Source organism: Marinomonas rhizomae (assembly GCF_024397855.1).
GTDB lineage: Bacteria > Pseudomonadota > Gammaproteobacteria > Pseudomonadales > Marinomonadaceae > Marinomonas > Marinomonas rhizomae_A.
Genome location: NZ_CP073343.1, coordinates 3,467,239 through 3,491,554, shown reverse-complemented (window position 1 = coordinate 3,491,554; position 24,316 = coordinate 3,467,239). Strand labels below are relative to the sequence as shown.

23 protein-coding genes are annotated in these 24,316 nt (G+C 43.3%); 8 read left to right on the top strand and 15 right to left on the bottom strand.

Annotated features, from left to right (window positions below; all coding sequences use genetic code 11):
* Positions 1–15 precede the first annotated feature (15 nt).
* From glk to KDW99_RS16470, 3 genes are read left to right on the top strand one after another with little or no spacing between them, the layout of a single operon-like run.
* Complete coding sequence (glk, locus tag KDW99_RS16480) at positions 16–990, top strand: glucokinase (protein ID WP_255826251.1); 975 nt, start codon at positions 16–18, stop codon at positions 988–990.
* 19 nt (positions 991–1,009) lie between these two features.
* The gene (zwf, locus tag KDW99_RS16475; RefSeq protein WP_255826249.1) at positions 1,010–2,485 is read left to right on the top strand and encodes a glucose-6-phosphate dehydrogenase; all 1,476 of its coding nucleotides are present in this window, start codon (positions 1,010–1,012) and stop codon (positions 2,483–2,485) included.
* A gap of 37 nt (positions 2,486–2,522) precedes the next feature.
* Positions 2,523–3,149 carry a bifunctional 4-hydroxy-2-oxoglutarate aldolase/2-dehydro-3-deoxy-phosphogluconate aldolase gene (locus KDW99_RS16470; RefSeq protein WP_255826247.1) on the top strand — a complete coding sequence of 209 codons (627 nt, stop codon included), beginning with the start codon at positions 2,523–2,525 and terminating at the stop codon, positions 3,147–3,149.
* 95 nt (positions 3,150–3,244) lie between these two features.
* Here KDW99_RS16470 and KDW99_RS16465 read toward each other — a convergent pair whose 3' ends face one another.
* The 5 genes from KDW99_RS16465 to rpsU all read right to left on the bottom strand — a co-directional run bounded on the left by KDW99_RS16465 (position 3,245) and on the right by rpsU (position 9,794).
* Complete coding sequence (locus KDW99_RS16465; protein ID WP_255826245.1) at positions 3,245–4,642, bottom strand: PhoH family protein; 1,398 nt, start codon at positions 4,640–4,642, stop codon at positions 3,245–3,247.
* Between the two features lie 346 nt (positions 4,643–4,988).
* Positions 4,989–6,827 carry an RNA polymerase sigma factor RpoD gene (gene rpoD, locus KDW99_RS16460; RefSeq protein WP_255826243.1) on the bottom strand — a complete coding sequence of 613 codons (1,839 nt, stop codon included), beginning with the start codon at positions 6,825–6,827 and terminating at the stop codon, positions 4,989–4,991.
* A 114-nt stretch (positions 6,828–6,941) separates the two neighbouring features.
* Positions 6,942–8,942: a DNA primase gene (gene dnaG, locus KDW99_RS16455; RefSeq protein ID WP_255826241.1), complete on the bottom strand. Its 2,001-nt coding sequence runs from the start codon at positions 8,940–8,942 to the stop codon at positions 6,942–6,944.
* Positions 8,943–8,946: 4 nt separating this feature from the next.
* A complete protein-coding gene (locus KDW99_RS16450; RefSeq protein ID WP_255826239.1) occupies positions 8,947–9,393 on the bottom strand; it encodes a GatB/YqeY domain-containing protein in 447 nt (148 codons plus the stop codon).
* A 185-nt stretch (positions 9,394–9,578) separates the two neighbouring features.
* Positions 9,579–9,794 carry a 30S ribosomal protein S21 gene (gene rpsU / locus KDW99_RS16445; protein ID WP_009835737.1) on the bottom strand — a complete coding sequence of 72 codons (216 nt, stop codon included), beginning with the start codon at positions 9,792–9,794 and terminating at the stop codon, positions 9,579–9,581.
* A gap of 451 nt (positions 9,795–10,245) precedes the next feature.
* Here rpsU and tsaD point away from each other — a divergent pair, with 451 nt between their 5' ends.
* Both tsaD and folB read left to right on the top strand, forming a co-directional pair.
* A complete protein-coding gene (tsaD, locus tag KDW99_RS16440) occupies positions 10,246–11,283 on the top strand; it encodes a tRNA (adenosine(37)-N6)-threonylcarbamoyltransferase complex transferase subunit TsaD (protein WP_255826221.1) in 1,038 nt (345 codons plus the stop codon).
* 1 nt (position 11,284) lies between these two features.
* Entirely contained in the window at positions 11,285–11,650 is a 366-nt protein-coding gene (gene folB / locus KDW99_RS16435) for a dihydroneopterin aldolase (RefSeq protein ID WP_212917910.1), read from the top strand.
* A gap of 38 nt (positions 11,651–11,688) precedes the next feature.
* On the opposite strand, the gene KDW99_RS16430 is transcribed toward folB, so the two are convergent.
* Genes KDW99_RS16430 through KDW99_RS16395 form a run of 8 tightly spaced genes read right to left on the bottom strand, consistent with a single transcriptional unit; the run spans position 11,689 to position 19,655 of the window.
* A complete protein-coding gene (locus KDW99_RS16430) occupies positions 11,689–12,786 on the bottom strand; it encodes a tRNA nucleotidyltransferase (protein ID WP_255826215.1) in 1,098 nt (365 codons plus the stop codon).
* A 6-nt stretch (positions 12,787–12,792) separates the two neighbouring features.
* Complete coding sequence (glpE, locus tag KDW99_RS16425; protein ID WP_255826213.1) at positions 12,793–13,113, bottom strand: thiosulfate sulfurtransferase GlpE; 321 nt, start codon at positions 13,111–13,113, stop codon at positions 12,793–12,795.
* Complete coding sequence (locus tag KDW99_RS16420) at positions 13,110–13,937, bottom strand: symmetrical bis(5'-nucleosyl)-tetraphosphatase (protein ID WP_255826211.1); 828 nt, start codon at positions 13,935–13,937, stop codon at positions 13,110–13,112. Before KDW99_RS16420 ends, glpE begins: the two co-directional genes overlap by 4 nt.
* Before the next feature lie 8 nt (positions 13,938–13,945).
* Positions 13,946–14,320 (bottom strand): Co2+/Mg2+ efflux protein ApaG, encoded by a 375-nt coding sequence (apaG, locus tag KDW99_RS16415; protein WP_255826209.1) that lies wholly within the window; start codon positions 14,318–14,320, stop codon positions 13,946–13,948.
* Entirely contained in the window at positions 14,321–15,121 is an 801-nt protein-coding gene (gene rsmA, locus KDW99_RS16410) for a 16S rRNA (adenine(1518)-N(6)/adenine(1519)-N(6))-dimethyltransferase RsmA (protein ID WP_255826207.1), read from the bottom strand.
* Entirely contained in the window at positions 15,118–16,137 is a 1,020-nt protein-coding gene (pdxA, locus tag KDW99_RS16405) for a 4-hydroxythreonine-4-phosphate dehydrogenase PdxA (protein WP_255826205.1), read from the bottom strand. Before pdxA ends, rsmA begins: the two co-directional genes overlap by 4 nt.
* Positions 16,138–16,146: 9 nt before the next feature.
* Complete coding sequence (locus KDW99_RS16400) at positions 16,147–17,397, bottom strand: peptidylprolyl isomerase (protein WP_255826203.1); 1,251 nt, start codon at positions 17,395–17,397, stop codon at positions 16,147–16,149.
* A gap of 2 nt (positions 17,398–17,399) precedes the next feature.
* Positions 17,400–19,655 (bottom strand): LPS-assembly protein LptD, encoded by a 2,256-nt coding sequence (locus tag KDW99_RS16395; RefSeq protein WP_255826201.1) that lies wholly within the window; start codon positions 19,653–19,655, stop codon positions 17,400–17,402.
* A gap of 128 nt (positions 19,656–19,783) precedes the next feature.
* Between KDW99_RS16395 and djlA the strand changes: the two genes are divergently transcribed.
* Entirely contained in the window at positions 19,784–20,587 is an 804-nt protein-coding gene (djlA, locus tag KDW99_RS16390) for a co-chaperone DjlA (RefSeq protein WP_255826199.1), read from the top strand.
* A gap of 16 nt (positions 20,588–20,603) precedes the next feature.
* On the opposite strand, the gene KDW99_RS16385 is transcribed toward djlA, so the two are convergent.
* Entirely contained in the window at positions 20,604–21,590 is a 987-nt protein-coding gene (locus tag KDW99_RS16385; RefSeq protein ID WP_255826197.1) for a DUF3530 family protein, read from the bottom strand.
* Positions 21,591–21,679: 89 nt separating this feature from the next.
* On the opposite strand from KDW99_RS16385, the gene rpe reads away from it, so the two are divergent.
* Together rpe and KDW99_RS16375 are read left to right on the top strand one after the other, a co-directional pair.
* A complete protein-coding gene (rpe, locus tag KDW99_RS16380) occupies positions 21,680–22,351 on the top strand; it encodes a ribulose-phosphate 3-epimerase (protein WP_255826195.1) in 672 nt (223 codons plus the stop codon).
* Positions 22,351–23,031: a phosphoglycolate phosphatase gene (locus KDW99_RS16375; RefSeq protein ID WP_255826194.1), complete on the top strand. Its 681-nt coding sequence runs from the start codon at positions 22,351–22,353 to the stop codon at positions 23,029–23,031. Before rpe ends, KDW99_RS16375 begins: the two co-directional genes overlap by 1 nt.
* An 85-nt stretch (positions 23,032–23,116) precedes the next feature.
* Here the strand turns inward: KDW99_RS16375 and KDW99_RS16370 are convergent, their stop codons facing one another.
* A complete protein-coding gene (locus KDW99_RS16370) occupies positions 23,117–24,307 on the bottom strand; it encodes a mechanosensitive ion channel family protein (RefSeq protein ID WP_255826192.1) in 1,191 nt (396 codons plus the stop codon).
* Positions 24,308–24,316: the final 9 nt, after the last annotated feature.

The following is a 24,316-nucleotide window of genomic DNA, read 5'->3' as shown; positions in this document are numbered from 1 at the left end:
AAATAGGGTTCGTCTATGTCCCATGCTTTAATCGCCGATCTTGGTGGCACTAATGCGCGTTTTGCTTTGGTTCCTATCCATCAATATGAGCCTCTAGAAGTTAGAGTACTTCCTTGTAAAAATTACGATAATTTTTTTGATGCTGCAGCTGACTACATTGAAAATTGCAGTATTTCTATGGATAAAATAGATGCCATTGTTTTGGCGATTGCGGGCCCTATCAATCAGCCAGTGATACAGTTTTCTAATAATCCTTGGAAATTTACTCGTGATGAAGTGCAGTCCTATTTTGGTGATAATAAACCAGTTGCTTTATTAAACGATTTTGATGCCGTTGGACATTGCTTAGAAATCCTTACATCTGAAGATATGGTAGTCATTGGAGAAAGCTCAACAGTCGACCCTAAAGGTGCTTGTTGGGTGGTTGGGGCTGGAACTGGCTTAGGGATATCCTGTGTTGTTCCTCAAGACAATGGGCCTAATATTGTTTTGCCTGGCGAGGGTGGTCATGTTGACTTATCTGCTTGCAATGACATCGAAGACGACATTCTAAAATTTCTTCGGACGCGCCATAAGCGGGTTTCAGCTGAGCGTGTTTTGTCCGGTATGGGGCTTGAAAATATATACGAAGCACTGGCATTGCGAGAAGGGATTGAAAAACGCTTAACCGCCCCTGAGATTGGCGACGCGCTAAAGCTTGGCAATGACCCAATAGCGACTGCCACTTTAGATCAGTTTTTTGTGTTTTTAGGACGAGTGATCGGAGACCTAGTGTTGTCGGTTGAGTCTCGCGGTGGCGTTTATATCGCCGGTGGGATTGTGCCTCGTTATTTAAATGAGATTCTTAAAAGTAATTTCCGTGATGCGATGCAAGACAAAGGTCGTATGGAAGAGTTTGTTTCCCCTATTCCGACTTTTGTTGTTATGTCTGAATACCCAGGGCTGATGGGGTGTGCATGTTATGCGTCCCATCTTGTGTCGAAAGCCTAGATTAGTTGGAGAATAAAGAATGAAGGCCAGTTTAAAAGCCTGTGATGTTGTAATTTTTGGTGGTGGTGGTGATCTTGCGATGCGTAAATTGCTGCCAGCATTGTTCCATTTGGATATGGATGGTTTACTTGCTCCGACGACCCGCATCATTGGTGCTTCGAGACGAGAAGTAAGCACAGAAGAGTACCAAACTAAAATTCGAGCAGCGCTTGATGAGTTCGTACCTGCAAGTATTGGTGATGAGAAAACATGGCCGCGATTCAAAGAGCGTTTAAGCTATGTTTCTGTTGATGCTCAGCAAGAGTCTGACTTCTCTCGCTTGAATGATCATCAAGTTGGTGGTGAGGATCGTGATGTTGTATTTTACCTTGCCACTTCTCCAGACCTATTCGGCTCTATTTGTTCGTCATTAGCGACTCATGGTTTGAATGCGCCTCGTATGCGTGTTGTTTTAGAAAAGCCACTTGGTCGAGATCTTGCGTCTTCTCGTGCGATAAACGATGAAGTAATGAAGAATTTCAACGAGCAACAAGCGTTCCGTATCGATCACTACCTAGGCAAAGAAACGGTACAAAATCTGTTGGCGATTCGCTTTGGTAACACACTTTTCGAACCTTTGTGGGACAGTGCACACATTGATAACGTGCAGATTACCGTATCGGAAACTGTTGGTGTTGAAGGGCGCTGGGGTTATTACGATAAAGCCGGTGCAATGCGTGACATGGTGCAAAACCATTTGATCCAGCTATTGTGCTTGGTGGCGATGGAGCCTCCTGGTCGAATGGACGCAGACTCTGTCCGAGATGAAAAAATCAAAGTGCTGAAAGCGCTGCGTCCAATTGCGGGTGCAAATGCTTACACTAAAACCGTTCGTGGCCAATATGCGAAAGGTATGATCAAAGGCAAAGATGTTCAAGGTTACTTTGATGAAGAGGGGAGTAACCCTAATTCAAGAACTGAGACATTTGTGGCTTTGCGCGCTGATATTGATAACTGGCGCTGGGCTGGCGTACCTTTCTACCTAAGAACTGGGAAGCGTCTGGGGCAGCGTTATTCTGAGATTGTTATTCAGTATAAAGCGGTTCCACACAGCATCTTTAGTGATGAAAGTAACCGTCAACTTCAGCGTAACCAATTGATTATCCGTCTTCAGCCAGAAGAGAAGATCTCTTTAACTGTGATGAATAAGGTTCCTGGCGTGAGTGAAGGAATGGTTCTTCAACCAGTTGATTTGAACTTGAGTTTGACGGAAGCATTTAACGATAAACGTAGTCCGGAAGCTTATGAGCGTCTATTGCTTGATGTAATGCGCAATGATGCCACTTTGTTCATGCGCTACGATGAAGTAGAAGCGGCTTGGAAGTGGGTGGATGGAATCATGTCTGCTTGGAATCAAACGAGTGAGCGTCCAAAAGAATATGCTTCTGGTTCGTGGGGTCCTGCAGCGTCTATGGCGTTGCCAATTAAAGACGGCCGTAACTGGCACGACTACTAGTCCTTAAACAAAGAAGTCTTAAAAAAAGGAAAGTCATATGACCACTTCTTATACTGCAGAGCAAGTAATGACAGCAACGCCTGTTGTCCCTGTAATTGTTGTTGATGATGTTGCGCAGGCTGTATCACTTGGTAAAGCACTTGTTGCTGGCGGTGTACCTGTTTTAGAAGTTACTTTGCGTACACCTGCTGCCTTAGAAGCGATTACTGCGCTTCGTAAGGAAGTGCCTGATGCCATTGTTGGAGCGGGAACAGTGTGTTCACGTGAGCAATATATTCAAGCGATCGAAGCGGGCTCTCAATTTATCATTAGTCCAGGAATGACAGCGGATTTATTGGCGGTAGGCAAAGAGTACGATGTGCCATACTTACCTGCTGTGGCAACGATTTCTGATGTTTTGTTGGGAATGGAATACGGATATGACCGTTTTAAATTTTTCCCAGCAGAAGTGAATGGCGGTGTGAAAGCATTGAAAGCATTTGGTGGTCCATTACCGCAAATTAAATTTTGTCCAACGGGCGGGATTGGTGCTGACAACTTCCGTGAGTATTTAGCATTGCCTAACGTGCTTTGTGTGGGTGGTTCGTGGATTGTCCCAACAGATTTGGTTCGTGCGGGTAAATGGGATGAAATTACTGAATTGGCGAAATCTGTCGCTCAGTAGTTAATCCATTCAGATCAACTGAATCTGTATATTGATAAAAAAGGGAGAAGAGCTTGGGCTCTTCTCCCTTTTTTGCGTGTTGGTGTTTGTTATTGTTATAGGTTCTCTTCAGCAAATTCAGCGAGTCGGCTTCGTTCTATGCCGTTGACGTGCATAATACTGGCGTATTTAAAGGATTTTGTTTTTTCGACTAAATAGGTTAAACCGGATGTCAGTGGGGTTATGTACTTGTTATCGATTTGTGCCAAGTTGCCAAGTACGATGATTTTTGAATTGCTGCCTACGCGCGTTACGATGGATTTGAGCTGAAACTGTGTTAAGCCTTGTGCTTCATCGATAATAATTAAAGCGTTGTTGAAGGAGCGGCCGCGCATGAAGTTCAACGATTTGAACTGAATGTTGGCCTTTTGTTTTACGTAATCGATACTGCTAAAAGAGTGCTCGTCGGCGCCGTGCAATATTTCTAGGTTATCATCAAATGCGGCTAGCCAAGGCGCCATCTTCTCTTCTTCTGTGCCGGGTAAGAAGCCAATATCTTCTGCCATTGGTGGAGTTGATCTAGCAACGATGATCTTATTAAAGCGCTTTTCCTCCATAGTGACTTGTAGTCCATAAGCTAAAGCCAATAGGGTTTTGCCTGAGCCTGCTGGACCTGTCATTACCATTAAGTCGGAGTTGTCGTGACGTAATAGATAAAACGCCATAGCTTGCTCTAGATTGCGTGGTAGTATGCCCCAGAAATTTTGATTCATCAGATGTTGCTTGTTGATATCAAGCAAAAAGACGTGTTCTTGATCAAGATTGACTACAAATCCAATAAAATCTTCATCATCAACCACAAACATATTTAAATAGATGTTGGGTAAATGGCTTTTGTTAATGACGTGTACAGTGTGACGGCCATGGGCTTCGGTTTTTACACTTTCTATCGTTGACCAAAAACTTCCGTTGAACTGGGTATAGCCTTTGCTCATTAAGTCGAGGTCATCGAGAACCTTGTCTTTTCTATAGTCTTCTACGCGCTCTAGCCCAGAGCCTTTTGCTTTGATGCGCATGTTGATGTCTTTGGTTACAAGGCAAACAGAAGATCGTGGGTGAGTGGCCTGTAGGCTTAGTCCAACATTGATGATGCGATTGTCGTTGGCGTGGTCGTGATTGCCATTTAAAAAAGGTACGTTGTCAGTGAGGGTAATTTGTTGGTCCGGGTAGATAGCTAAAGAGCCTTCACAGCGTTTGGAGTCTGTGTCATTGCTAACTGTGCTGATTGGAACGCCTGCTTGCAGTTCCCGGGGTGTGGCATCGCCGACGATCTTATCAATGGTGTTGATTGCTACACGAGCTTCGCGGCTCACGTCTTTGTCTCTCCTGTCTTTAATGACATCTAACTCTTCAAGGACGGTCATAGGGATAACGACCTTGTGTTCGGCAAAAGCATAAATTGCTAACGGGTCGTGCAATAACACATTGGTATCAAGAACGTAGATTTTTTCCATAGAGTATTACTCCTGCAATGAACATGAAGTTTCTTTTGAAGGGCGAATGAACGAATAAAAAAAATAGTACTTAGTGTCTTTTTGGAGAGCTGAAATTTCAGTTGGTACGGATCGTAATGTTGTAGAAAGTAGCTGGCTAGATGTTGCATCTGCCAAGGGAGGGTAGAGAATTGAGTTATTTTGATTATGGTTTTGTAGCAAGCCAAACCTCACTGTCTTTATCCATACTCTAATCAGAGTGTATGACAGTTTTGTTGCTTATGCTTGTTCTAATGGGTTTTTTTAACATTTTTTGGTTATAAAAAAACCGCTGTTTATGGCAGCGGTTTTTTTATAGCTAATCGTATCATTCGTCTAAGAAGCTTCTTAGGTGCTCTGAACGGCTAGGGTGACGTAGTTTGCGTAGTGCTTTGGCTTCGATTTGACGAATACGCTCACGAGTAACATCGAACTGTTTACCAACCTCTTCAAGAGTATGGTCGGTGTTCATATCGATACCGAAACGCATACGTAACACTTTGGCTTCACGAGCGGTTAGACCAGCAAGTACCATCGTTGTTGATTCACGTAAGCCTTCAATAGTTGCGATATCAATAGGAGATTCAGCACCATCGTCTTCAATAAAGTCACCTAGGTGAGAATCTTCATCATCACCAATTGGTGTTTCCATTGAGATCGGTTCTTTAGCAATCTTAAGAACTTTACGAATTTTATCTTCTGGCATGTCCATGCGAGCAGCCAACTCTTCAGGCGTTGCTTCGCGTCCCATTTCCTGAAGCATCTGACGAGAGATGCGATTCAGTTTGTTAATCGTTTCAATCATGTGTACTGGAATACGGATTGTACGAGCCTGATCGGCAATAGAGCGAGTGATTGCCTGACGAATCCACCAAGTAGCATAAGTCGAGAACTTATAACCACGACGATATTCAAATTTATCAACGGCTTTCATCAGGCCAATATTACCTTCTTGGATAAGATCCAAGAACTGCAAGCCACGGTTGGTGTACTTTTTCGCGATAGAGATAACCAAACGTAAGTTGGCTTCAACCATTTCTTTCTTAGCTCGACGAGCTCGAGTTTCCCCGATAGAAATGCGACGGTTGATTTCTTTTAGTTCTGCGATGGTCAGACCAGTGTCTTTTGAAACAGCACGAAGCTTGCGCTGGCTACGCATAAACTCGGCTTCGTTTTCTTCAAGAGATGCAGCGTAATCAGCACCAGAAGCAATTTGCTCCTTAAGCCAATCAGGATTTGTCTCATTGCTTGGAAAGCGCTTCAAAAACTCGGTTCTTGGCATGCCCGCTTTGCGTACACACACTTGCATGATAAGGCGCTCTTGGTCGCGTACTTTTTCCATACGCGAACGAACACGATCAATTAAATCATCAAACAGCTTAGGTACAAGCTTGATAGGAGCAAAGCTGATACTTAATTCTTCTTGCTTGCTCTTTACCGCTGGATCTTGTCGATTGCTATTTGCTAGCAAGACTTTTAGCTCTTCGTAAATGCGTGAAATATCATTGAAGCGCAGTGCTGTTTCTTCAGGATCAGGACCGTTATCGGTTTCTTCTTCGCTGTCTTCAGAATCATCATCGTCGTCATCACTGTCTACAGTGTCTTCTTCGATCGCAGGCTCTTCTGTTACGGCTTCCTCGAAAACAGGTTCTTCACCATCGCCATCGATGAAACCGCTAAATATATCGCTTAGACGGCCTTCTTCTTCCTGCACTTTTGCATAAGCATCTAGTAGTACGTCTACCGCACCTGGAAAGTAAGAGATAGCCGCCATGACTTCGCGTGTGCCTTCTTCGATACGCTTGGCAATCGCAATTTCGCCCGCACGAGTCAATAGCTCAACAGTACCCATTTCACGCATATACATACGCACTGGATCCGTTGTTCTGGTGATATCACCTTCTACTGCGGCTAGGGCGGCGGCAGCTTCTTCCGCTGCAGCTTCATCTGTAGCGTCACCTTCTTCCATAAGAAGGTTATCTTTATCTGGTGCAACTTCAGAAACCGTAATGCCCATGTCGTTGATCATGGCAATGATTTCTTCTACTTGCTCCGGGTCTGAAAGGTCATCAGGGAGGTGGTCGTTAACTTCGGAAAAAGTTAGGTAACCTTGTTCTTTACCCTTGGAGATCAGCTCTTTGAGACGTGACTGTTGAGTGTCTGGCATTCGACAACCTATCGTTAGAAATTCATTTGGGAGTTTAGCAAGCCGCGGATTATAACAAAATTATTCACTTTTATCCACCGAATCCTGTTTTTTTGAATGAAAATTAAACGCTGTTTAATGTTTTTTCTGTCTAATTAAATCCATTAAATTTCGCAGTTCTTGCTTGCTGCTATTATCCTTTATGGATTCGTTCCCCTGACTTTTCAACCGTGCAATGCTGCTATTTAATCCAAGATTTTTTTCTAATGCTAAAACCATATCAAGAACTTCTTGTTGCGCATTGGTGATTTTTTGCTTGGTTGTTGCATCTTGGTGGTTTAATAGTGCGTAAATAGACGATATTGTGGCTGGATCTGTTATTTCACCTAACAGATGTCCCGTGTTTTTATTAGGGTGTTTTGCGAAATATCTCCATATTTTGCAAAAGATCTGCAGCTCTTCATTGGCTTGATTTACCAATGGGTCTGGTAAATCAATGTCTTTCGCAATGTGTGGGTGCAGTAAAAGGCACAGTGAGGCTTGCTTGATTCGACTGAGACTCGGCGCTGCAGGTGGTAGTGCGGGCTCGTCGTTATAGAATTTCCCTTTAGAAAAAGGTTTTTTCCCAAATGGTTTTTTAAATGAGCCTTGTGTCTTGGGTTGAGCTGCTGGTGCGTTGTAATCGTCATGATGAAAATCATCATAACCACCATGAGAGGGTTCGTAATCGTAGTGGCTTAGGTCTGGTGTGTCGCCATCAAAATGTTGAACTTGCTGTGTATGGCTTTGAGGTGTTAGCTCGTGACCTTCCGTCGGTATGTGTTGGCGGCGAGTTTTGAAAACGGTGTTGCCTAGTGTTTCGCTATCTATGCCAGATTGGTCGCTTAATTGGCGAATTAATACCGAGCGAAAAGTTAGCTCTTTCGGAATTTGTTTGATCATTTCCATGGCATTACGGGCAAACTGTGCTTCACCTTCTTCGTCGCCAAGGGTGACTTGATTTCGGGCGTGATCAAATAGAACGTGTGATAAAGAGGATGCGTCATCTAAGCGATGGTTAAAGGCTTCTTTACCTTCTTTTCTAACAAGAGAGTCAGGGTCTTCGCCCTCTGGCAAGAATAAAAAACGCACCTGTTTTTCATCTTGCATAACAGGAAGGGAGGCTTCTAGGCCTCGTATAGCGGCTGAGCGGCCAGCTTTATCGCCATCAAAGCAAAGTACAACCTTGCTAACTAGTTTAAATAATTTGCGTATGTGTTGGCTATTTACGGATGTTCCTAGTGTGGCGACCGCATTGGTAATGCCGTGTTGGGCTAGCACTATGACATCCATATAGCCTTCGACCACAATAATTTGATCGAGTACAGGCGTGTTTTGCTTTGCCTCAAACAAACCGTAAAGTTCTTGGCTTTTTTGAAAAACTGGCGTTTCTGGAGAGTTTAGGTATTTGGGTTTTTCATCGCCAAATGCACGCCCACCAAAGGCAATAACTCGACCTCGCGAATCACGTATAGGAAAAATAATTCGATCACGAAAGCGGTCGTAGTAATGACCTGGTTGATCTTTTTTTTCAATCAACATGCCGCCAAGAAATAATTGTTCTTGGCTTTCTGCACGAGTACCTACCTTTTTGAGGAGGTTATCCCATCCTGCTGGAGCATACCCTAAGCCAAATACTTTGGCGATTTGACCTGATAACCCACGGTCTTTGGATAAATAGTCGGTGGCCTTTTTCTTATCAGGGTGCTGTGTTAATTGTTGCTGATAAAACTGTGAGCTTTCAGAAAGGCGTTTAAGTAGCTCTGCGTTTTGCTCGTATCTATCTGGCGCGCCTTGTTCTCTCGGAACTTCCATACCAGCGTCTTTGGCGAGGGTTTCAATCGCATCGACGAAGTCTACATGATCATGTTCCATCACAAATGAAATGGCGTTACCGCCGGCGCCACAGCCAAAGCAGTAATAAAATTGCTTGTTGGGGTTTAAGCTAAAAGAAGGGCTTTTTTCATTATGAAAGGGGCAGAGGGCACTGTAATTTTGCCCGGTTTTTTTTAAGCTAATACGAGACGCAACCACGTCGGTTAAGTCGGTTCGAGCGAGTAGCTCATCTATAAACTGATCAGGAATGCGTCCCGCCATGGTATTAGCCTAATTGTGCTTTCACTTGTTTGCTGATCTGTGCCATGTCGGCACGGCCTTGTACTTGAGGTTTTACAATGGCCATAACAGCGCCCATTTGTTGCATGGAGCTGGCACCCGTTTCTGCAATTGCAGCTTTAACAATCTCACCGACTTCATCATCAGTCAATGGCGTTGGCAAAAATTCACTAATGATTACCATCTCTTCTTTTTCGACTACGGCTAGATCTTCGCGGCCACCGTCAATGAACTGTTGGTAGGAGTCTTTGCGCTGCTTGTTCATTTTATCTAACACGGCCAATACGCGTGCATCATCTAGCTCAATGCGTTCATCGACTTCAATTTTTTTACATTCAGATAAAATGGTGCGAATTACGGTCACACGCTGTTTTTCTTTGGCGCGCATCGCTGTTTTTAGTGTGTCTGAGATGTGTTTTTTTAATTCTGACATAGGATCCTCTTTAAATTCATGGTGCTTTAATTCATTGAGACGGTTGCTCGCGGTGTCGTGCTGGGGTCTCTTTGGAAACAAAAAAAACGGCTAGTTGCTTAACTAGCCGTTTTTTATAAGCCTAAATGTTAGAAACGTCTAGGCAAACATTTGTTCTTTAGCAAATTGCCAAACGGCAGATTGGCCTAGTACAAACGTTGAAATTTCTTCTGCTCACGAGAAACTTTCTTAGCGTGACGTTTAACAGCAGCGGCTGCAGCACGTTTGCGAAGAGTAGTTGGTTTTTCGTAGCATTCACGACGACGAACTTCAGCCAAAACACCTGCTTTTTCACAAGAGCGTTTGAAGCGACGTAGAGCGATGTCAAATGGTTCGTTATCTTTTACTTTTACAGCTGGCATGTTATTACCTTCAATAATATTTTTTTAAAGTTTAAGCATTCACAAAAACGGCGTGAATCATACCCGTATTTATTGGGCTTTCAAAGCGCGCTTTTGTTGAACAGAGTGTGATCCGCTATGGATCGATTTTTCTAGGCTAAAAAAAGCCCAACCCTGAACAGACTATTGTCGCGTCTGTAACTGTATTCATTCTTTAAGAGGGTGTTTGGATCGCCATATCATTTACATAAGAAGCACGAAATATAAGAAGTGCTTACATCAGTAGCTATGTGCCAAACTAGAAAAATCACCTGCCTTTTAATTTAAACATTTAAAACGCGCGCATTATAATGCTTTTACTTTGGCATGTCTAATTTCATTTGGGTAGTTTGCTAAGGAAGTCGCTCTTTGCTCTGCAATGGTCGAGATAGATAGGGTACAATGCGCTCAAATTATTGATGAGATTATTCTAATGAAAGTATTGGGATTAGAAACCTCTTGTGACGAGACAGGTATCGCGATTTACGATACTGAAAATGGCTTGTTGGCCCACAAGATTTATTCTCAAATAGCGCAGCATGCTGAGTACGGTGGTGTGGTGCCTGAATTAGCGTCTCGTGATCATGTTCGTAAGACCTTGCCTCTTATTGATGAAGTATTACAAGAAGCGGGAATGAAAAAGTCAGAATTGGATGCGATTGCTTATACCAGTGGCCCAGGTTTGGTTGGTGCTTTGATGGCTGGCGCCACAATTGGTCGCTCTTTAGCGTATGCGTTAGGTATTCCTGCTTTGGGTGTGCATCACATGGAAGGTCATCTTTTAGCACCTATGTTAGAAGAGTCTCAACCAGCGATGCCGTTTATTGCTTTACTGGTTTCTGGTGGGCACACTCAATTGGTTCGAGTGGATGGTATTGGTGAATATCGTTTATTAGGTCAATCACTTGATGATGCCGCTGGTGAGGCCTTTGATAAAGCGGCAAAAATGATAGGTTTACCTTACCCCGGTGGCCCACAGATAGCTGCCTTGGCAAAAAAGGGTGATCCAAAGTCAGGGTTGAAATTCCCTCGCCCTATGACTGATCGCCCAGGCTTGGATTTTAGTTTTAGTGGTTTGAAAACGGCGTTTTTGACGGCCGTTCATGATGCATTGGATAACGATCGTTGTGATGAGCAGTTTAAAGCGGATGCCGCATTAGCGTTTGAAACTGCAGTGGTTGATACCTTGGTAATTAAATGTCGTCGAGCTTTGGAAGCGGAAGGGCTGAAACAACTAATTATTGCCGGTGGCGTAAGTGCAAATCAGCGCTTACGTGAACAGCTTGAAAGCCAGTTGAAAAAAATTAAGGCCAGTGTGTTCTATGCGCGACCAGAATTTTGTACCGATAATGGTGCTATGATCGCTTATGCAGGTGCGCAGCGTTTAGTAAATGGTCAATCTTCGGAATTGAGTTTATCGATACGTGCCCGCTGGCCTTTGTCTGAATTGCCATCTTTGAAGGAATCTTAATATGAAAGACTTGGTCTTTATTGAAGGTCTCAAAACGCAGGCCGTAATAGGCGTGTATGAGTGGGAAAAAAAGATTCAACAGGATTTAGTGTTTGATTTGGAAATGGAGCATGACAACCGAGTTCCAGCTGAAACGGACGATCTTGCTAAGACGCTAGATTATGAGGCTATCTCAAATTATATTTTGGCATTTTGTGCTGAACGTCAATTTGAGTTAATTGAAACCTTGGCCGAGCATTTGGTCGGAGAGTTGATTGGGCAGTTTAAGTTGAATGCTGTCACCTTGACCTTGCGTAAGCCGGGTGCTGTTTCTGCAGCGCAGGCAGTTGGCGTGAAAATTCATCGAAAGTCTGCCGTCACTTACTAGATGTTAAGCATTCGTAAGTGAGAGCAGGTGGTCCAGTATTAGGATATAAGTGGCGATAGGGTTTTATCTAACGCTTCGGCGCGCACCTTTTTCAGTGCTTGGCCCAGTTCAGCGCCGCTTAAGCCTTGTTTAATTAAACCAGCCGCATTGATTGTCGCCGTTGTGTTTCGTAGTAGTTGCCAATGCTCAATTTTGCTGTTGGTTAAATGGCTTAAAACCTCAATCAGTAATATAAATGGTTGAGGTTTTTTTATGGCATTAACAGACGTTAACCAGTTTTCCCACGCAACAGAATCCATCGGAATGCATTGGTTTTCTAAAAAAGAGCGGGTTTGTTCTGCGAGAATCTTAAACTGGTTGGGGCAACGAATACGCTGATGAAGTTGAGTAAGTTTTGCTAGTGGTGTGTCTTTACAAAGAATGGCCCAGCGCTGAGCGGGTGTCAGCTCTACCTGATTTAATGTGTCTGTGAGTGTTTTATTGTTCCCCCAAATAAATCCTGGAAACAGGGTTTCTAATGCATTTGCTTCTTTTAAAACAGAGAAAAAAACATCGGCATGGCGAGTGGTTAGTGCTTTTTCTAGCTCTTTCCAAATACGTTCTGCACTCAATGTTGATAGTTCACCTGAGTCGCTAATTTTTTGCATCAAAGATAGGGTTTCTGGTGCGATGGTAAAGCCAAAATGTTGGAAGCGTGCTGCAAAACGAGCGACTCGTAATACGCGTAGTGGGTCTTCTATGAAGGCTTCGGATACGTGACGAAACACTCGGTCGAGCAAGTCTTGTTGACCATTAAATGGATCGATTAAGGTGCCATTTTTATCTTGTGCGATGGCGTTGATGGTCAGATCTCGTCGCTCTAAATCTTCTTCTAAGCTGATATCTGGAGAGAAATCGCAGATAAATCCAGTATAGCCTTCGCCTTGCTTTTTTTCTTTGCGGGCAAGGGCGTATTCTTCTTTGCTTTTAGGATGTAGGAAAACAGGAAATTGTTTTCCTACTTGTTGAAACCCTTTTCTTTCAAGCTGTTCTGGTGTTGCGCCTGTGACGACCCAGTCATGGTCGATCACTGGAAGTTCAAGTAGCGCGTCTCTGACAGCGCCGCCTACGAGGTAGACTTGATAAGAGGGTGACATTGTTATTTAGTTACCTGTCTCGCATTGGTCTGGGAACATTGCGCTCCATTGACTAAAGCCGCCATTTAAAGAGTAAACTTCTTTAAAGCCCTGAGAGGCTAGGTATTCTGCCGCACCCTTGCTGCTATTGCCGTGATAACAGCAGACAATAACGGGTTGGTTTTTATCTGTGTTATCAATGAAATTTTGAACGTTGTCATTGGTAAGGTTAATAGCATTTGTCATGTGGCTATTTTCAAAGCTAACCAAGTCACGGATATCTACGACAGCAGCGTTACTTTCAATGATTGGTAGAGCGTCAGCGATGTCGATACAAGTGTAAGTCATGAGTTCTTCCGATTAATTGTGCAAGGTGTACTGAAGCGATGTCTGTCTTCAAGGCGTAATGCGGTCAGGCTCCCACCCCAGACGCAACCCGTATCAAGTGCATGAATGCGTTCTTTCTGGGTTTTGCCTTCTAGTGCGGCCCAGTGACCGAAAACAATGTGGCAGTTTTCAGGTACGTTTGTTGGGTAGTTAAACCATGGTGCGTAGCCTTTCGCGGCTGTGTTGATGCCTTCTTTTGATTCTAGATCGAGCTTACTGCTTTCATCGCAGAATCGCATGCGAGTTAGATAATTGGTAATCGCACGAAGGCGATCCAGCCCTGTTAGGTCGTCGCTCCATTTATTTGGCTTATTACCATACATGGTGGCAAAAAATTCATCAACACTGTCTGATTTCAGTTTATCTTCGACTTCTTTGGCTAGAGCTTGTGCCTGTATTAAATCCCAGCAAGGTGGAATACCTGCATGAGTCATAACGGTATTAAGTTGCTCATCATAATGAAAGAGAGGTTGATTGCGTAACCAATTCATCAAATCATCACGATCGCCAGCAGTGAGTATTTCTGCCAGCGTATCGCCACGTTTCAGCTGTCCGTAGCCATGAGATACAGCGAGTAAATGAAGGTCATGATTACCTAAAACTACGGTCGCATTATTGCCTAAAGATTTGATGAAACGCAGTGTTTCTAATGATTCCTCACCGCGGTTGATTAAATCCCCAGCGAACCAAAGTTTATCTTGCTCGGGGTGGTAATTGATTTGTTCTAATAGCTGAACAAGAGGCGTCAGACAGCCTTGTAAATCACCAATAACATAGGTTGCCATAGATAGCCTCAGTGAACCTGGTTTGGAACGGACAAGGTGAACGGACGAATAGGGGCTTTGAACTCTGTGCCATCATCGGCCAGAAACTGATAGCTGCCTTGCATGCTACCAACCACAGTTTCCATCACTGTACCGCTGGTGTAATGAAATGATTCACCAGGTCCCAAATATGGGTATTCTCCAATGACGCCGCTGCCTTTGACTTCTTGAACTTGTTCGTTGCCATCGGTGATTATCCAATGACGAGTTTGAAGTTTGGCTGATTCGGTTCCGCAGTTGGTAATAGATATATGATAAGCAAAAACATAGCGTGATTCAGCTGGTGTTGATTGATTTGCTAAGTATTCTGTGCGAACGGAAACCACGACATCATATTTTTGCATTTACCCTTCCTTTTTGAGGACGTAGTTGGTGATTCGAACAAAGTCTTCTACGTCTAATCTTTCTGGGCGCAGTGTCGGATCAATGTTCAGTGCGGCAAAGTCTTCATTGTCTAAAACGCCTTTGTAGTTATTACGCAGGGTTTTGCGACGTTGCTGGAAGCCGATTCTTACCATATCTTCGAGCATTTTGATGTTGCTTACTGGGTAAGGCAGTATTTTGTGAGGTGTCATTCTGACAATCGCAGAATCCACTTTCGGCGCGGGGTCAAAGGATTCTGGCCCAACGATGAATAGTGATTCGACAGCACAATAATACTGAGCCATAACACTTAAACGACCATATAAGCTGTCGCCAGGGCGTGCTGCTAAACGATCGACAACTTCTTTCTGAAGCATGAAGTGCATGTCTTCAATCGCATCCGCTTGGCTTAATAAGTGAAAAATAAGCGGAGTTGATATGTTGTAAGGTAAGTTGCCTACAACGCGAATAGCTTGTTCTTCTGTTCTTAGGGAGGTGAAGTCAAACTTCATCGCATCGGCTTCATGAACAGTAAGTTCAGGGAAGCGAAACAGATTCACTTTTAAAATAGGGATCAGGTCTCGATCAAGCTCAACGACATCCATGCGCTCAGTGACACTGATAATACCTTCCGTTAGTGCGCCTTTACCGGGCCCGATCTCAACGATACGCTGACCTTTTTTAGGTCCAATACAGGCTACAATGCGTCGAATAACACCGTGATCATGAAGGAAGTTTTGGCCGAATCTTTTTCTGGCTTTATGGGGTTGTGGTTTGCTCATTTAGAAAACTTTTTCGCGTTATTTGCCATGTTAATAGCATGTTGAATGGCCACTTTAAGGCTGCCGTTATTTGCTTTGCCTGTGCCAGCCAAATCAATGGCTGTGCCGTGGTCGACGGATGTCCGAATAATGGGTAAGCCTAAAGTAATATTTACGGCATTACCAAAACCTGAGTATTTTAACACAGGTAAGCCTTGATCGTGATACATAGCCAAGGCGCAGTCGGCATCATTTAGGTATTTTGGTGTGAACAGTGTGTCTGCTGGTAGCGGTCCTATTAGGTTTAAACCCTCTTGGCGCAGCTTATTGAGTGTCGGAATGATAACGTCAATTTCTTCTCGGCCAAGGTGACCATCTTCACCTGCATGAGGATTTAGCCCACAAACTAAAATTTTAGGTTGTGCAACGCCAAATTTCTCTTGGAGATCTTGGTTTAGTGCTTTCACTACAAGGCTTATACTTTGTTCTGTAATGGCTGCAGAAACATCTTTTAAAGGTAGGTGAGTGGTTACTAGTGCTACCTTCATAGCTTCTGTCGCTAGCATCATGACAACATGAGGAGACTGGCATTGGGCTTGAAAGAACTCAGTGTGCCCAGAAAAGTGTACACCAGTTTCGCACAAAATACCCTTGTGAACAGGCGGCGTAACAATGGCATCAAACTCTTTTCGAATGCAGCCTTCTCCCGCTTGTTTCAAGGTTTCTAAAACATAGGCAGAGTTCGCAATATCCAGAGTGCCTGCCGTGGCTTTTTTCGCCATTTGTATTGGCAAGACGCTAATAGTACCTTGCTTATGTGCTTTGGCATCTCCTGGTTTGTTGAGTGTTTGAATGTCTGCCGTAATACCTAAAGCTAACGCTCTTTCTTTCAGTAATTCTGGGTCCGCGAGGATAATTAAACGAGCAGAGAATGTCTGCTCGTTTAAAGCCGTTAAAATAATATCTGGGCCGATACCTGCGGGTTCACCAGAGGTAATGGCAATAATGGGGAATGACTCTACCGGATTATGTGCCATTGTTTTCTCTTATTTTTTAATGTCAATAAAGGCGTCAGCACGTAACTCATCAAGCCAATTGCCAAGCACGATATCTTGTTTCTGTGCCATTAAAGCGCGTTCTGCATTGCTACGTTTCACTTTGTCGCTGATGTCGGCTTCACGGCGGCCTTCAACTTCTAATATATGCCAGCCAAATTGTGTACGGAATGGTTTGCTGATACCTCCGACACTGGTTTTTTTCATCATGTCTTCAAACTCTGGGACCATTGTACCTGGGGTAACCCAGCCCAAATCACCACCTTGTAGCGTTGAACCTTGGTCTTCGCTATATTCTTTGGCTAATTGAGCGAAGTCCGCACCGTTTTCTAATTTTTTATAAAGTTCATCTGCTAGGGCTTTGGTTTGATCCATATTTCGTATTTCATTTGCCCTAACTAGGATATGTCGTGCTTTGGTTTGTTGTTGCAGGGTGACATCTGGAGAGCGCTTCTCAATTACCCACAAAAGATGAAAGCCAGCATTACTTTGTAAGGGACCAATTAGTGGGCCTTTTTCAGTTTCTAATGCTCGTACAAATAGCGGAGGCAACTGATTGAGTGGACGCCAGCCCAAATCACCACCTTCAATGGCAAATTGGCCATCTGAGTTTTCGATTGCTTGTTGAACAAAGTCATTCTCAGAACTTATGTTTTTGGCAATGCTGTTGATTTTTGCTGCTGCTTCTTCGGGGTTGCTTGCGCGAATAAGCAAGTGGCGCAGATGCACCTGATCTTTTTCTTTTGTGATGCTGGTGTCTGAGCTGAGGTAGTCGTTAATTTCTTGGTCAGAAATAGAGATACGCTTTTTAACAATTTCTCTTTTTATGTTGTTAATTAGGATTTCTTGTTCAATTTGCTCACGGTAGCGTGTGTAATTAATGCCTTTGCTTGCAAGGACATTCTTTAGGCCTTGTAAGTCTAGGTTCATATTTTTCGCTACGCCTAGGATGGCATTGTCCACTTCAGAGCTAGAGGCTCGCATGCCGACTTTGCGAGCATAATTAATCTGCAATGCTTCATCTATCATTTGGTTGAGTATTTGGCGGTGTATATTATCAGTCATTACGCCGCCAGGAACTCGATCTTTCACAATCTGAAAGCGGCTCACAATGTCGCTTTCTAAGATAGGTTTAGAGTCAACAATGGCTGCTATACCGTCAATTTTTGTAGGTTCTGCATGCAGTGCGTGTAGCGGTATCAGTGTAAATAAAATAAATGTAAAAAAATAAAATAACTTCATGATTAATATCCAACTTTTCCTTGGTTCCAATAGTTATTGGCAATACCGCTAGCGTTTTCGTTCGCTCGACCTGCAGTGCTTAAACCACGTAAAATAAATTGTAAAAAAATGCCTCTATCAAATATATTGTCATCATCAAGCCAATCTTGATAACTCAGTGATACTTTGATGCAGCAGTTTTCGTAGCCTAGTCCGGCTGTTTGTTTAGTGAGGTCTTCTTTTAAGAAGTCATAAGTGTATTGTGTAAAGGCTGACCAATTGTTATTTATTGGAAAAATTGCTCCAACACTTGCTTGTTTTGCATCGTTTTTTGCATTTATATTATTGATCGAATACAGGTAGCTTAAGTTGATTTTTACATCATCAATTGGTTCCATGGCTGTAATAAATTGCGCTAAATTGACCTCGTCGTCGTCCATGTTGTAATTCACATTCCCAGTCAGACTATAGCGGTTGCCATTGTAATTAGCTGATGTTAGTAGGTCACTGCGCTTTGAATCGTCAACTGCTGAGCCTTTGATTGTATTTCCACTAATACCAACATAACGGTCTTCTAAATAGAAGATCTGACCGGCTTTAAATGACCATTTTTCATTATTATTTTCATCATACAGACGACTCTCTAAACCAAGTGTAATTTGTTCCGTATCACCAATTCGGTCATTGCCGTTAAAGCGAGTGTGGCTATATGCCTGAGAATACGTCATGGTTGGTTCGCTGGCATCAAAAACAGGAATTTGATCTTGTGATTGGAATGGAGAATTCAGGTAGCTTAAGCGAGGTTCAAGTGTTTGACGCCACACGCTACTTTTCAGCGTCAAGCGACGCTCAAACATTACCGATGAGTCAATGTAGCCACTGATATGCCCAATTGATGTTTCGCTGTCTGTAGTTGTTTTGTAGTCATGCAAGTCATAGTCACGGTATTGCGCTAAAAAACCTGTGGTTAGGCTTCCCCAAGCATTTTTGAAATTCAACTTTGAGTCTTGTCTAACGGCAATGCGTTGGCCATCAAAATTGTCTTCTGCTGGGTCATAAAAGTCTGTGTATTGGGTGTCAATTTTATAGTCTAAAAGAGATGTCGCTATCCGGTAAGAGCTGTCTAAACGTGGTAACCATTCAAATGGCTCATTTTCTTTGTCATCGGGCGTTTGATAAGTTAAGTAGGTAAGTTTATTAAGAAAGTTACCGCTGTTAAAGCTAAAGTATGCACTACGTTCGTAATGATCTTTTTCATCGATCGACGTGCTGTTGGCTTCTGGGTATTTATCTTTTGTTGGGTTGTCTTCTAATACAAAACCAGCATTGAAGTTTTGGTTAAATTTTTGTGTGGATTGTAATTTTAACAGTGTCTGCTCGCCTTCGTCATTATCTGAAAAAGTAGACTGTTCATAAATGGTTTCGCCATAAGGGCTTAAGTGGCGAAACTCTATGTCAACCCCTTCTCCCTTGTTTTGGATAAATTGTGGCGTGATTGTAGCGTCGTAGTTTGGTGCAATATTCCAGTAAAAGGGAACTGAAAAGCTAAGGCTATCTGACCCTGAATAGCCAAAGCTCGGGAATAAAAATCCAGTTTGACGAGAATCGTTTATTGGAAAACGCAGCCAAGGAAAATAGAAAATAGGCAATTCACCGATACGAATTTGTACATGCTTTGCGGTTCCAAATCCGCTTTTTGTATCCAGTTCAATGGAACTGCCGTATAGCTTCCAGCTTTCTTGATTGGGTTCACAGGTTGTAAATAAGCCGTCTTCAATAAACACGACGCCATTTTGGCTACGAGATAAGGATTTTGCTTCTACACGTGCGCCACTGTCATAGCTAAGGAGCTTCGCGTCTTTGAATTTTGTTGGCTCATTATCATTATCTCCAATATAACTGCTTGAACTGCGAATCAGTTGGTTTTCACCGCGCAAGGTTACATTGCCAGTAGCTCGATAATACTGATCTGGGATGCCTTCTATTTTGTTCGCAGACAAAGTAGATTGTGGCTGTAAAATTTCCGCAGCTCCTTGAAGGTGAATGACTCCGTCTTTATCGCGAACAATAAGGTCCGCTTTGAGGTTTGTCCCTTTGACGTCGTTCGTTTTCCAGGCGTTAATATAGGATCCCTGACAATACTGACTTAGCTGCGCTTGCTGCTCCGTCGTTAGGGATTCTCTGGGCGTCCAGTCCCATTGATCTGCTTGCGCGTGTGCAAGAGGCAATATGAAAAGACTTTGAAAAAATAAAGCGTAGGTGCGTAAATGCTTAACCATGCAGGGTATACTTGTCGCCAATAATTATTGTCCGAAATCGGATGCTGCCCATAAGCGGATCCACGTTATAAGACAAATGATAATCTAAGCAGGCCCATAGGGGCTACCGATTCTGGAGAAATATCTTTATGTGGAAAATTGTTTGCGCAATTTTGGGTTATATTTTAGCGGGTTTTTTAGGCGGTCTGCTTGGCTTTATTGTCGGTGGTGTCGTTGATAGAGCACAAACTGGCGGTGCTTTCGGCAGTATTCGTGGTCGTGCTGATATGCGTCTTCAGCAAGAAACATTTTTTCGTACATTATTTTTGTTGATGGGACGATTAGCTAAGTCAGATGGTCAAGTTTCCGAAGCTGAGATCCAATTAGCGCAATCTGTCATGCAACGTTTACGATTATCGCCTGCCGCTCAAGAGCAAGCTAAGCAGTTATTTAATGAAGGTAAATCAGACAATTTTGACCTTGCATCTGTTTTAAGTAACTTTAAGCAAGTTGTCGGTCCTGGTGATTTAACTCGTACTTTATTAGAGGTATTGCTGGTATCTGCTTATGCAGACGGGCATTTTAGTGTTGAAGAAAAATCATTTGTGTCACAAGTTTGTGCGTATCTTGGTGTGTCTGTGGCTGAGTTTGAGGCGCTACACATTCAGGTTAAGCAGCAGGCGCACTTTAGACAAGGTTATCAGTCCTCTTCTAATGACTCCTCGTCCAATATGGGGTCAAAAGATCTGTTGAAGGCAGCCTATGAAGCTTTGGGTGTGACGCCAGAGATGAGCGATGCCGATATCAAAAAAGCTTATCGACGTCTCATGAGTAAAAATCACCCTGACAAGTTAAGCTCAAAAGGTTTGCCAGACGAAATGATTGAGTTAGCAAAAGAACGAACTCAAGAAATTCAGTCCGCTTATGAAATGGTCAAGAACGCGCGCAAGTAAACGTGTTTTTAAATTGTTAATTGTTAATGGGGCTTTCATAGAAAAGCCCTTTTTTTGCGCCCGGTAGTGACTTTCGTTGGTTTATTTGGGCGGTGTTCTGTTTTAAAAAGCCACGAACTCGCTGGACTAACAATTGTTTGCTGTTTTTTCCATTGACCCTATCTGGTAGGGCGTCTATCTGGATGAATTCGCCGTTTCTATCTGTTCTTTGATTGGCGGCTTGTTTGCGCCATAACGCAAACTGATCGTTGCCTGTTTTGTTTACATAATAATCGAGTATGGGCAGTGAGACTTGGCGAATTTTTTGTGCGACCTCATAGTCGGATAGGTTTTTTGGTGCTTCTATGTCAATAAGTGCTAATGCGTCGCCTGCATTTGGATTCGCTACTAAAAAACTGAGAGCGTAACTGGCTCCTGTGCCATAACCTAGAAAAACGAATTGATCGACGTCTTGCGTTTGAGCGTTATTAATAGCGGCTTGAATGCGAGCAAAAACCATTGTTTGGTTAGGCAGTTCAGCTGTTGGCGGTTGTGTATTGTCTGCTGGTGGCGTTGCCATTTTTACAGGTTCTGCACGTTTGATTATGTCGGGAACTTCAATAGATAGGGTGCACCAGCTGTATTCGGGCATCGCGTTGCGTAATGGTGCGATGGCATCAGGCCAATCAGGGTGTTCATTGTCTGAATGCAGCATGATCACACAGCCTTGAGTTGAACTGGTGAGAGATTGTCTATAAAGAGCAAGGAAAGGCGCTCCATCCGCTTCTAAGGTTTGTATTTGGTGGTCGAGTCGCCTTATTGTTAACGAGGTTTTTAGCGCATCAATCCGAGAAGCTTGAGGCTTAGGGATAATATAGTCTTTGTTGTTTTGTGTTGGTGTGTTTTGTTGTTGGGTTGATGGGGCGTTAGGCGTTGCTTGAGATTCTTCAGCCAAAAGACTTGACGTTGTGCTCAAGGAAAGAAGTGCAATGATAGCGTGACGTAAAGCAGTAAATTTATTCATTGTTTTCAATACTTCTTTTAAAGGCCTTGTTAAAATACGGTCTAAATTTTCATTATGAGACCTTTATTGTGTCACTGCTGGAGTCAGATATGAATGATTTTATCATTGCCCCTTCTATCCTTTCTGCCGATTTTGCTCGATTAGGCGAAGAGGTCGATAATGTCTTGGAGGCTGGAGCCGACATCATCCACTTTGATGTGATGGACAATCACTATGTTCCTAATTTAACGATTGGCCCTATGGTCTGTAAAGCGTTACGCAAGCATGGTGTTACTGCTGATATTGATGTACATCTGATGGTGAAGCCAGTAGATCGTATGATTGGCGACTTTATCGAGGCTGGGGCGTCTTTTATTACCTTTCACCCAGAAGCCAGCGAGCACATTGATCGCTCTTTGCAAATGATTCGGGACGGTGGGTGTAAGGCGGGTTTGGTATTTAACCCCGCCACGCCTCTTGAGCATTTAAAGTATGTGATGGATAAGGTTGATATGGTTTTGCTAATGTCGGTTAACCCAGGCTTTGGCGGTCAATCTTTTATTCCTGGTACCTTAGATAAATTGCGCGAAGCTCGTGCTCTGATTGATGCCAGCGGTTACGACATTCGTCTTGAAGTGGATGGTGGTGTCAGTGAAAAGAACATCGCTGAGATCGCGCGCGCGGGTGCAGACACGTTTGTGGCAGGCTCAGCTATTTTTGGCAAAGATGACTATAAATCAGTCATCGATACAATGCGCAAAGAATTGGCGAGTACACGTTAATGAAAACACCTAGCTATTTCTCTAAGTGGTTTGATGGTTGGCCAGCACTTGTTTGCTTGGACCTTGATGGTACCTTAGTAGACAGCGTGCCTGATATCGCGCGTGCTGTGGATGCCTTTTTGGTTGAGCTTGGTGCGGCGCCTGCAGGTGAAGAGCTTGTCCGTGGCTGGGTTGGCTTTGGTTCAGCTAAGTTGATTATGCAAGCGCTTGAGTGGGCTGAGATCGATTCGGCTCGACATGAAGAGGCGTATCGGATTTTTCTGACACACTATCATGCGCATTTGACCGACGGCACGACGCTTTACCCCAATGTGAAAGCCTTGCTAAAAGCTTTTAAACATAACGGTGTTCCTGTTGCTTTGGTCACTAACAAGCCTAGCGTGTTTGTGAAGCCAATGTTGGATCATTTTGAATTGACAGAGCAGTTTGGTTGGTTGTTGGGTGGTGACACCTTAGAAGAGAAAAAACCATCCGCTATGCCTTTACTGCATTGCAGTGAGTCTATTGAGGCGTTGCCTGAAAACTGCCTAATGATCGGGGATTCCATTACAGATTATAACGCTGCAAACAATGCTGGCTTTAAGTGCGCCTTGGTGACCTATGGTTATCATCAAGGTGTTGATCTTACTGGATTAGGCGCTGATGCGATCATTGATGATTTAGCCGAGTTGTTGGTCTGATTCAATCTTTTCTGAGAAAAATAAAGGGGTCAAACTGCTTTTGGTTTGCCCCCTTTTTTTGTGCTTAAGTGTATATTTTAATGGATTATTTTGAGTCCTGATCGTTCGCAGGCTGTTGTGTTGGTTCTTGTTCTTTCTGTGACTGCTTTGCTGAATTCTGTTCAGATGGTTTTGCTTGCTCTGACAACAGTGTCATTCGACTATCATTCGCCATATGAACCGTATGGGTCGGGAAGGCAACTTCAGCGTCATGTGATTCAATAATCTGCATGGCTTTGAAAAGTACATCTTGTTTAACGTCATGAAAAGTTCGCCAATCTACGGTTTTTGTATAAGCGTAAATGAAGAAGTCTAGAGACGATGGGCCGAATTGGTTAAAATTCACCATATATATTTCGTTGGTGTCTAGGTCTTCATGGTTGGCAATCATCTCTTTTATCTCAGATAGGACAGTTGAGAGAAGGCTAAAGTCGCAATAGCGGACGCCGATGGTCTCGTTAATGCGGCGATGGGACATGCGAGATGGGTTTTCGACTGAAATTAATGAAAAAGTTGAATTAGGCACATATAAAGGGCGTTTATCAAAGGTGCGAATACGGGTTTGACGCCAGCCTATGTGCTCTACGGTTCCTTCAATATTTTTGTCAGGTGAACGGACCCAGTCACCAATAGCAAAAGGGCGATCTAAGTAAACCATTAATCCGCCAAAGAAATTAGCCAGTAAATCTTTGGCGGCAAAGCCTACGGCAATGCCACCTACACCGCCAAATGCTAATACCCCAGAAACGCTATAGCCTAGAGTCTGTAATGCTACTAATACGGCGGTAATAATGACGGTTGCTCGTAACAGCTTGCTGATTGCGCTGGCTGTTGTGTAATCTACGGTGGTTGAAATTTTATTTGAAGTCGTTAGCGTTTTTTCACTTTCGGAGATGCAGCGTAAAACAAACCAGGTTAGCAGGGCAATAATACCGACTTCGCGGGTCGCCTTAATAAAAGATATGAAGTTAGGATCTAACTCTTTGCCAGATATCTCTGCCGCGACGCTTAACCCTGCTAACCATATGAATACACCAATTGGTTTTTGCGCAGCGTGAATTAAAACGTTATCCCAAGGTGTTTTGGTTTTTTCTAGTTGTCTGTCTATGCGCATTAAAATGCGAGTTGCAATAAAGTTGATGGTGAGAGTGATCAGTACCACTAAAAAGACTCGAACGATCCAGTGCATATTAGTATCACCCAGACCTAAATATACTTGCATTGTTTCCCAGTTCATTATGATTTC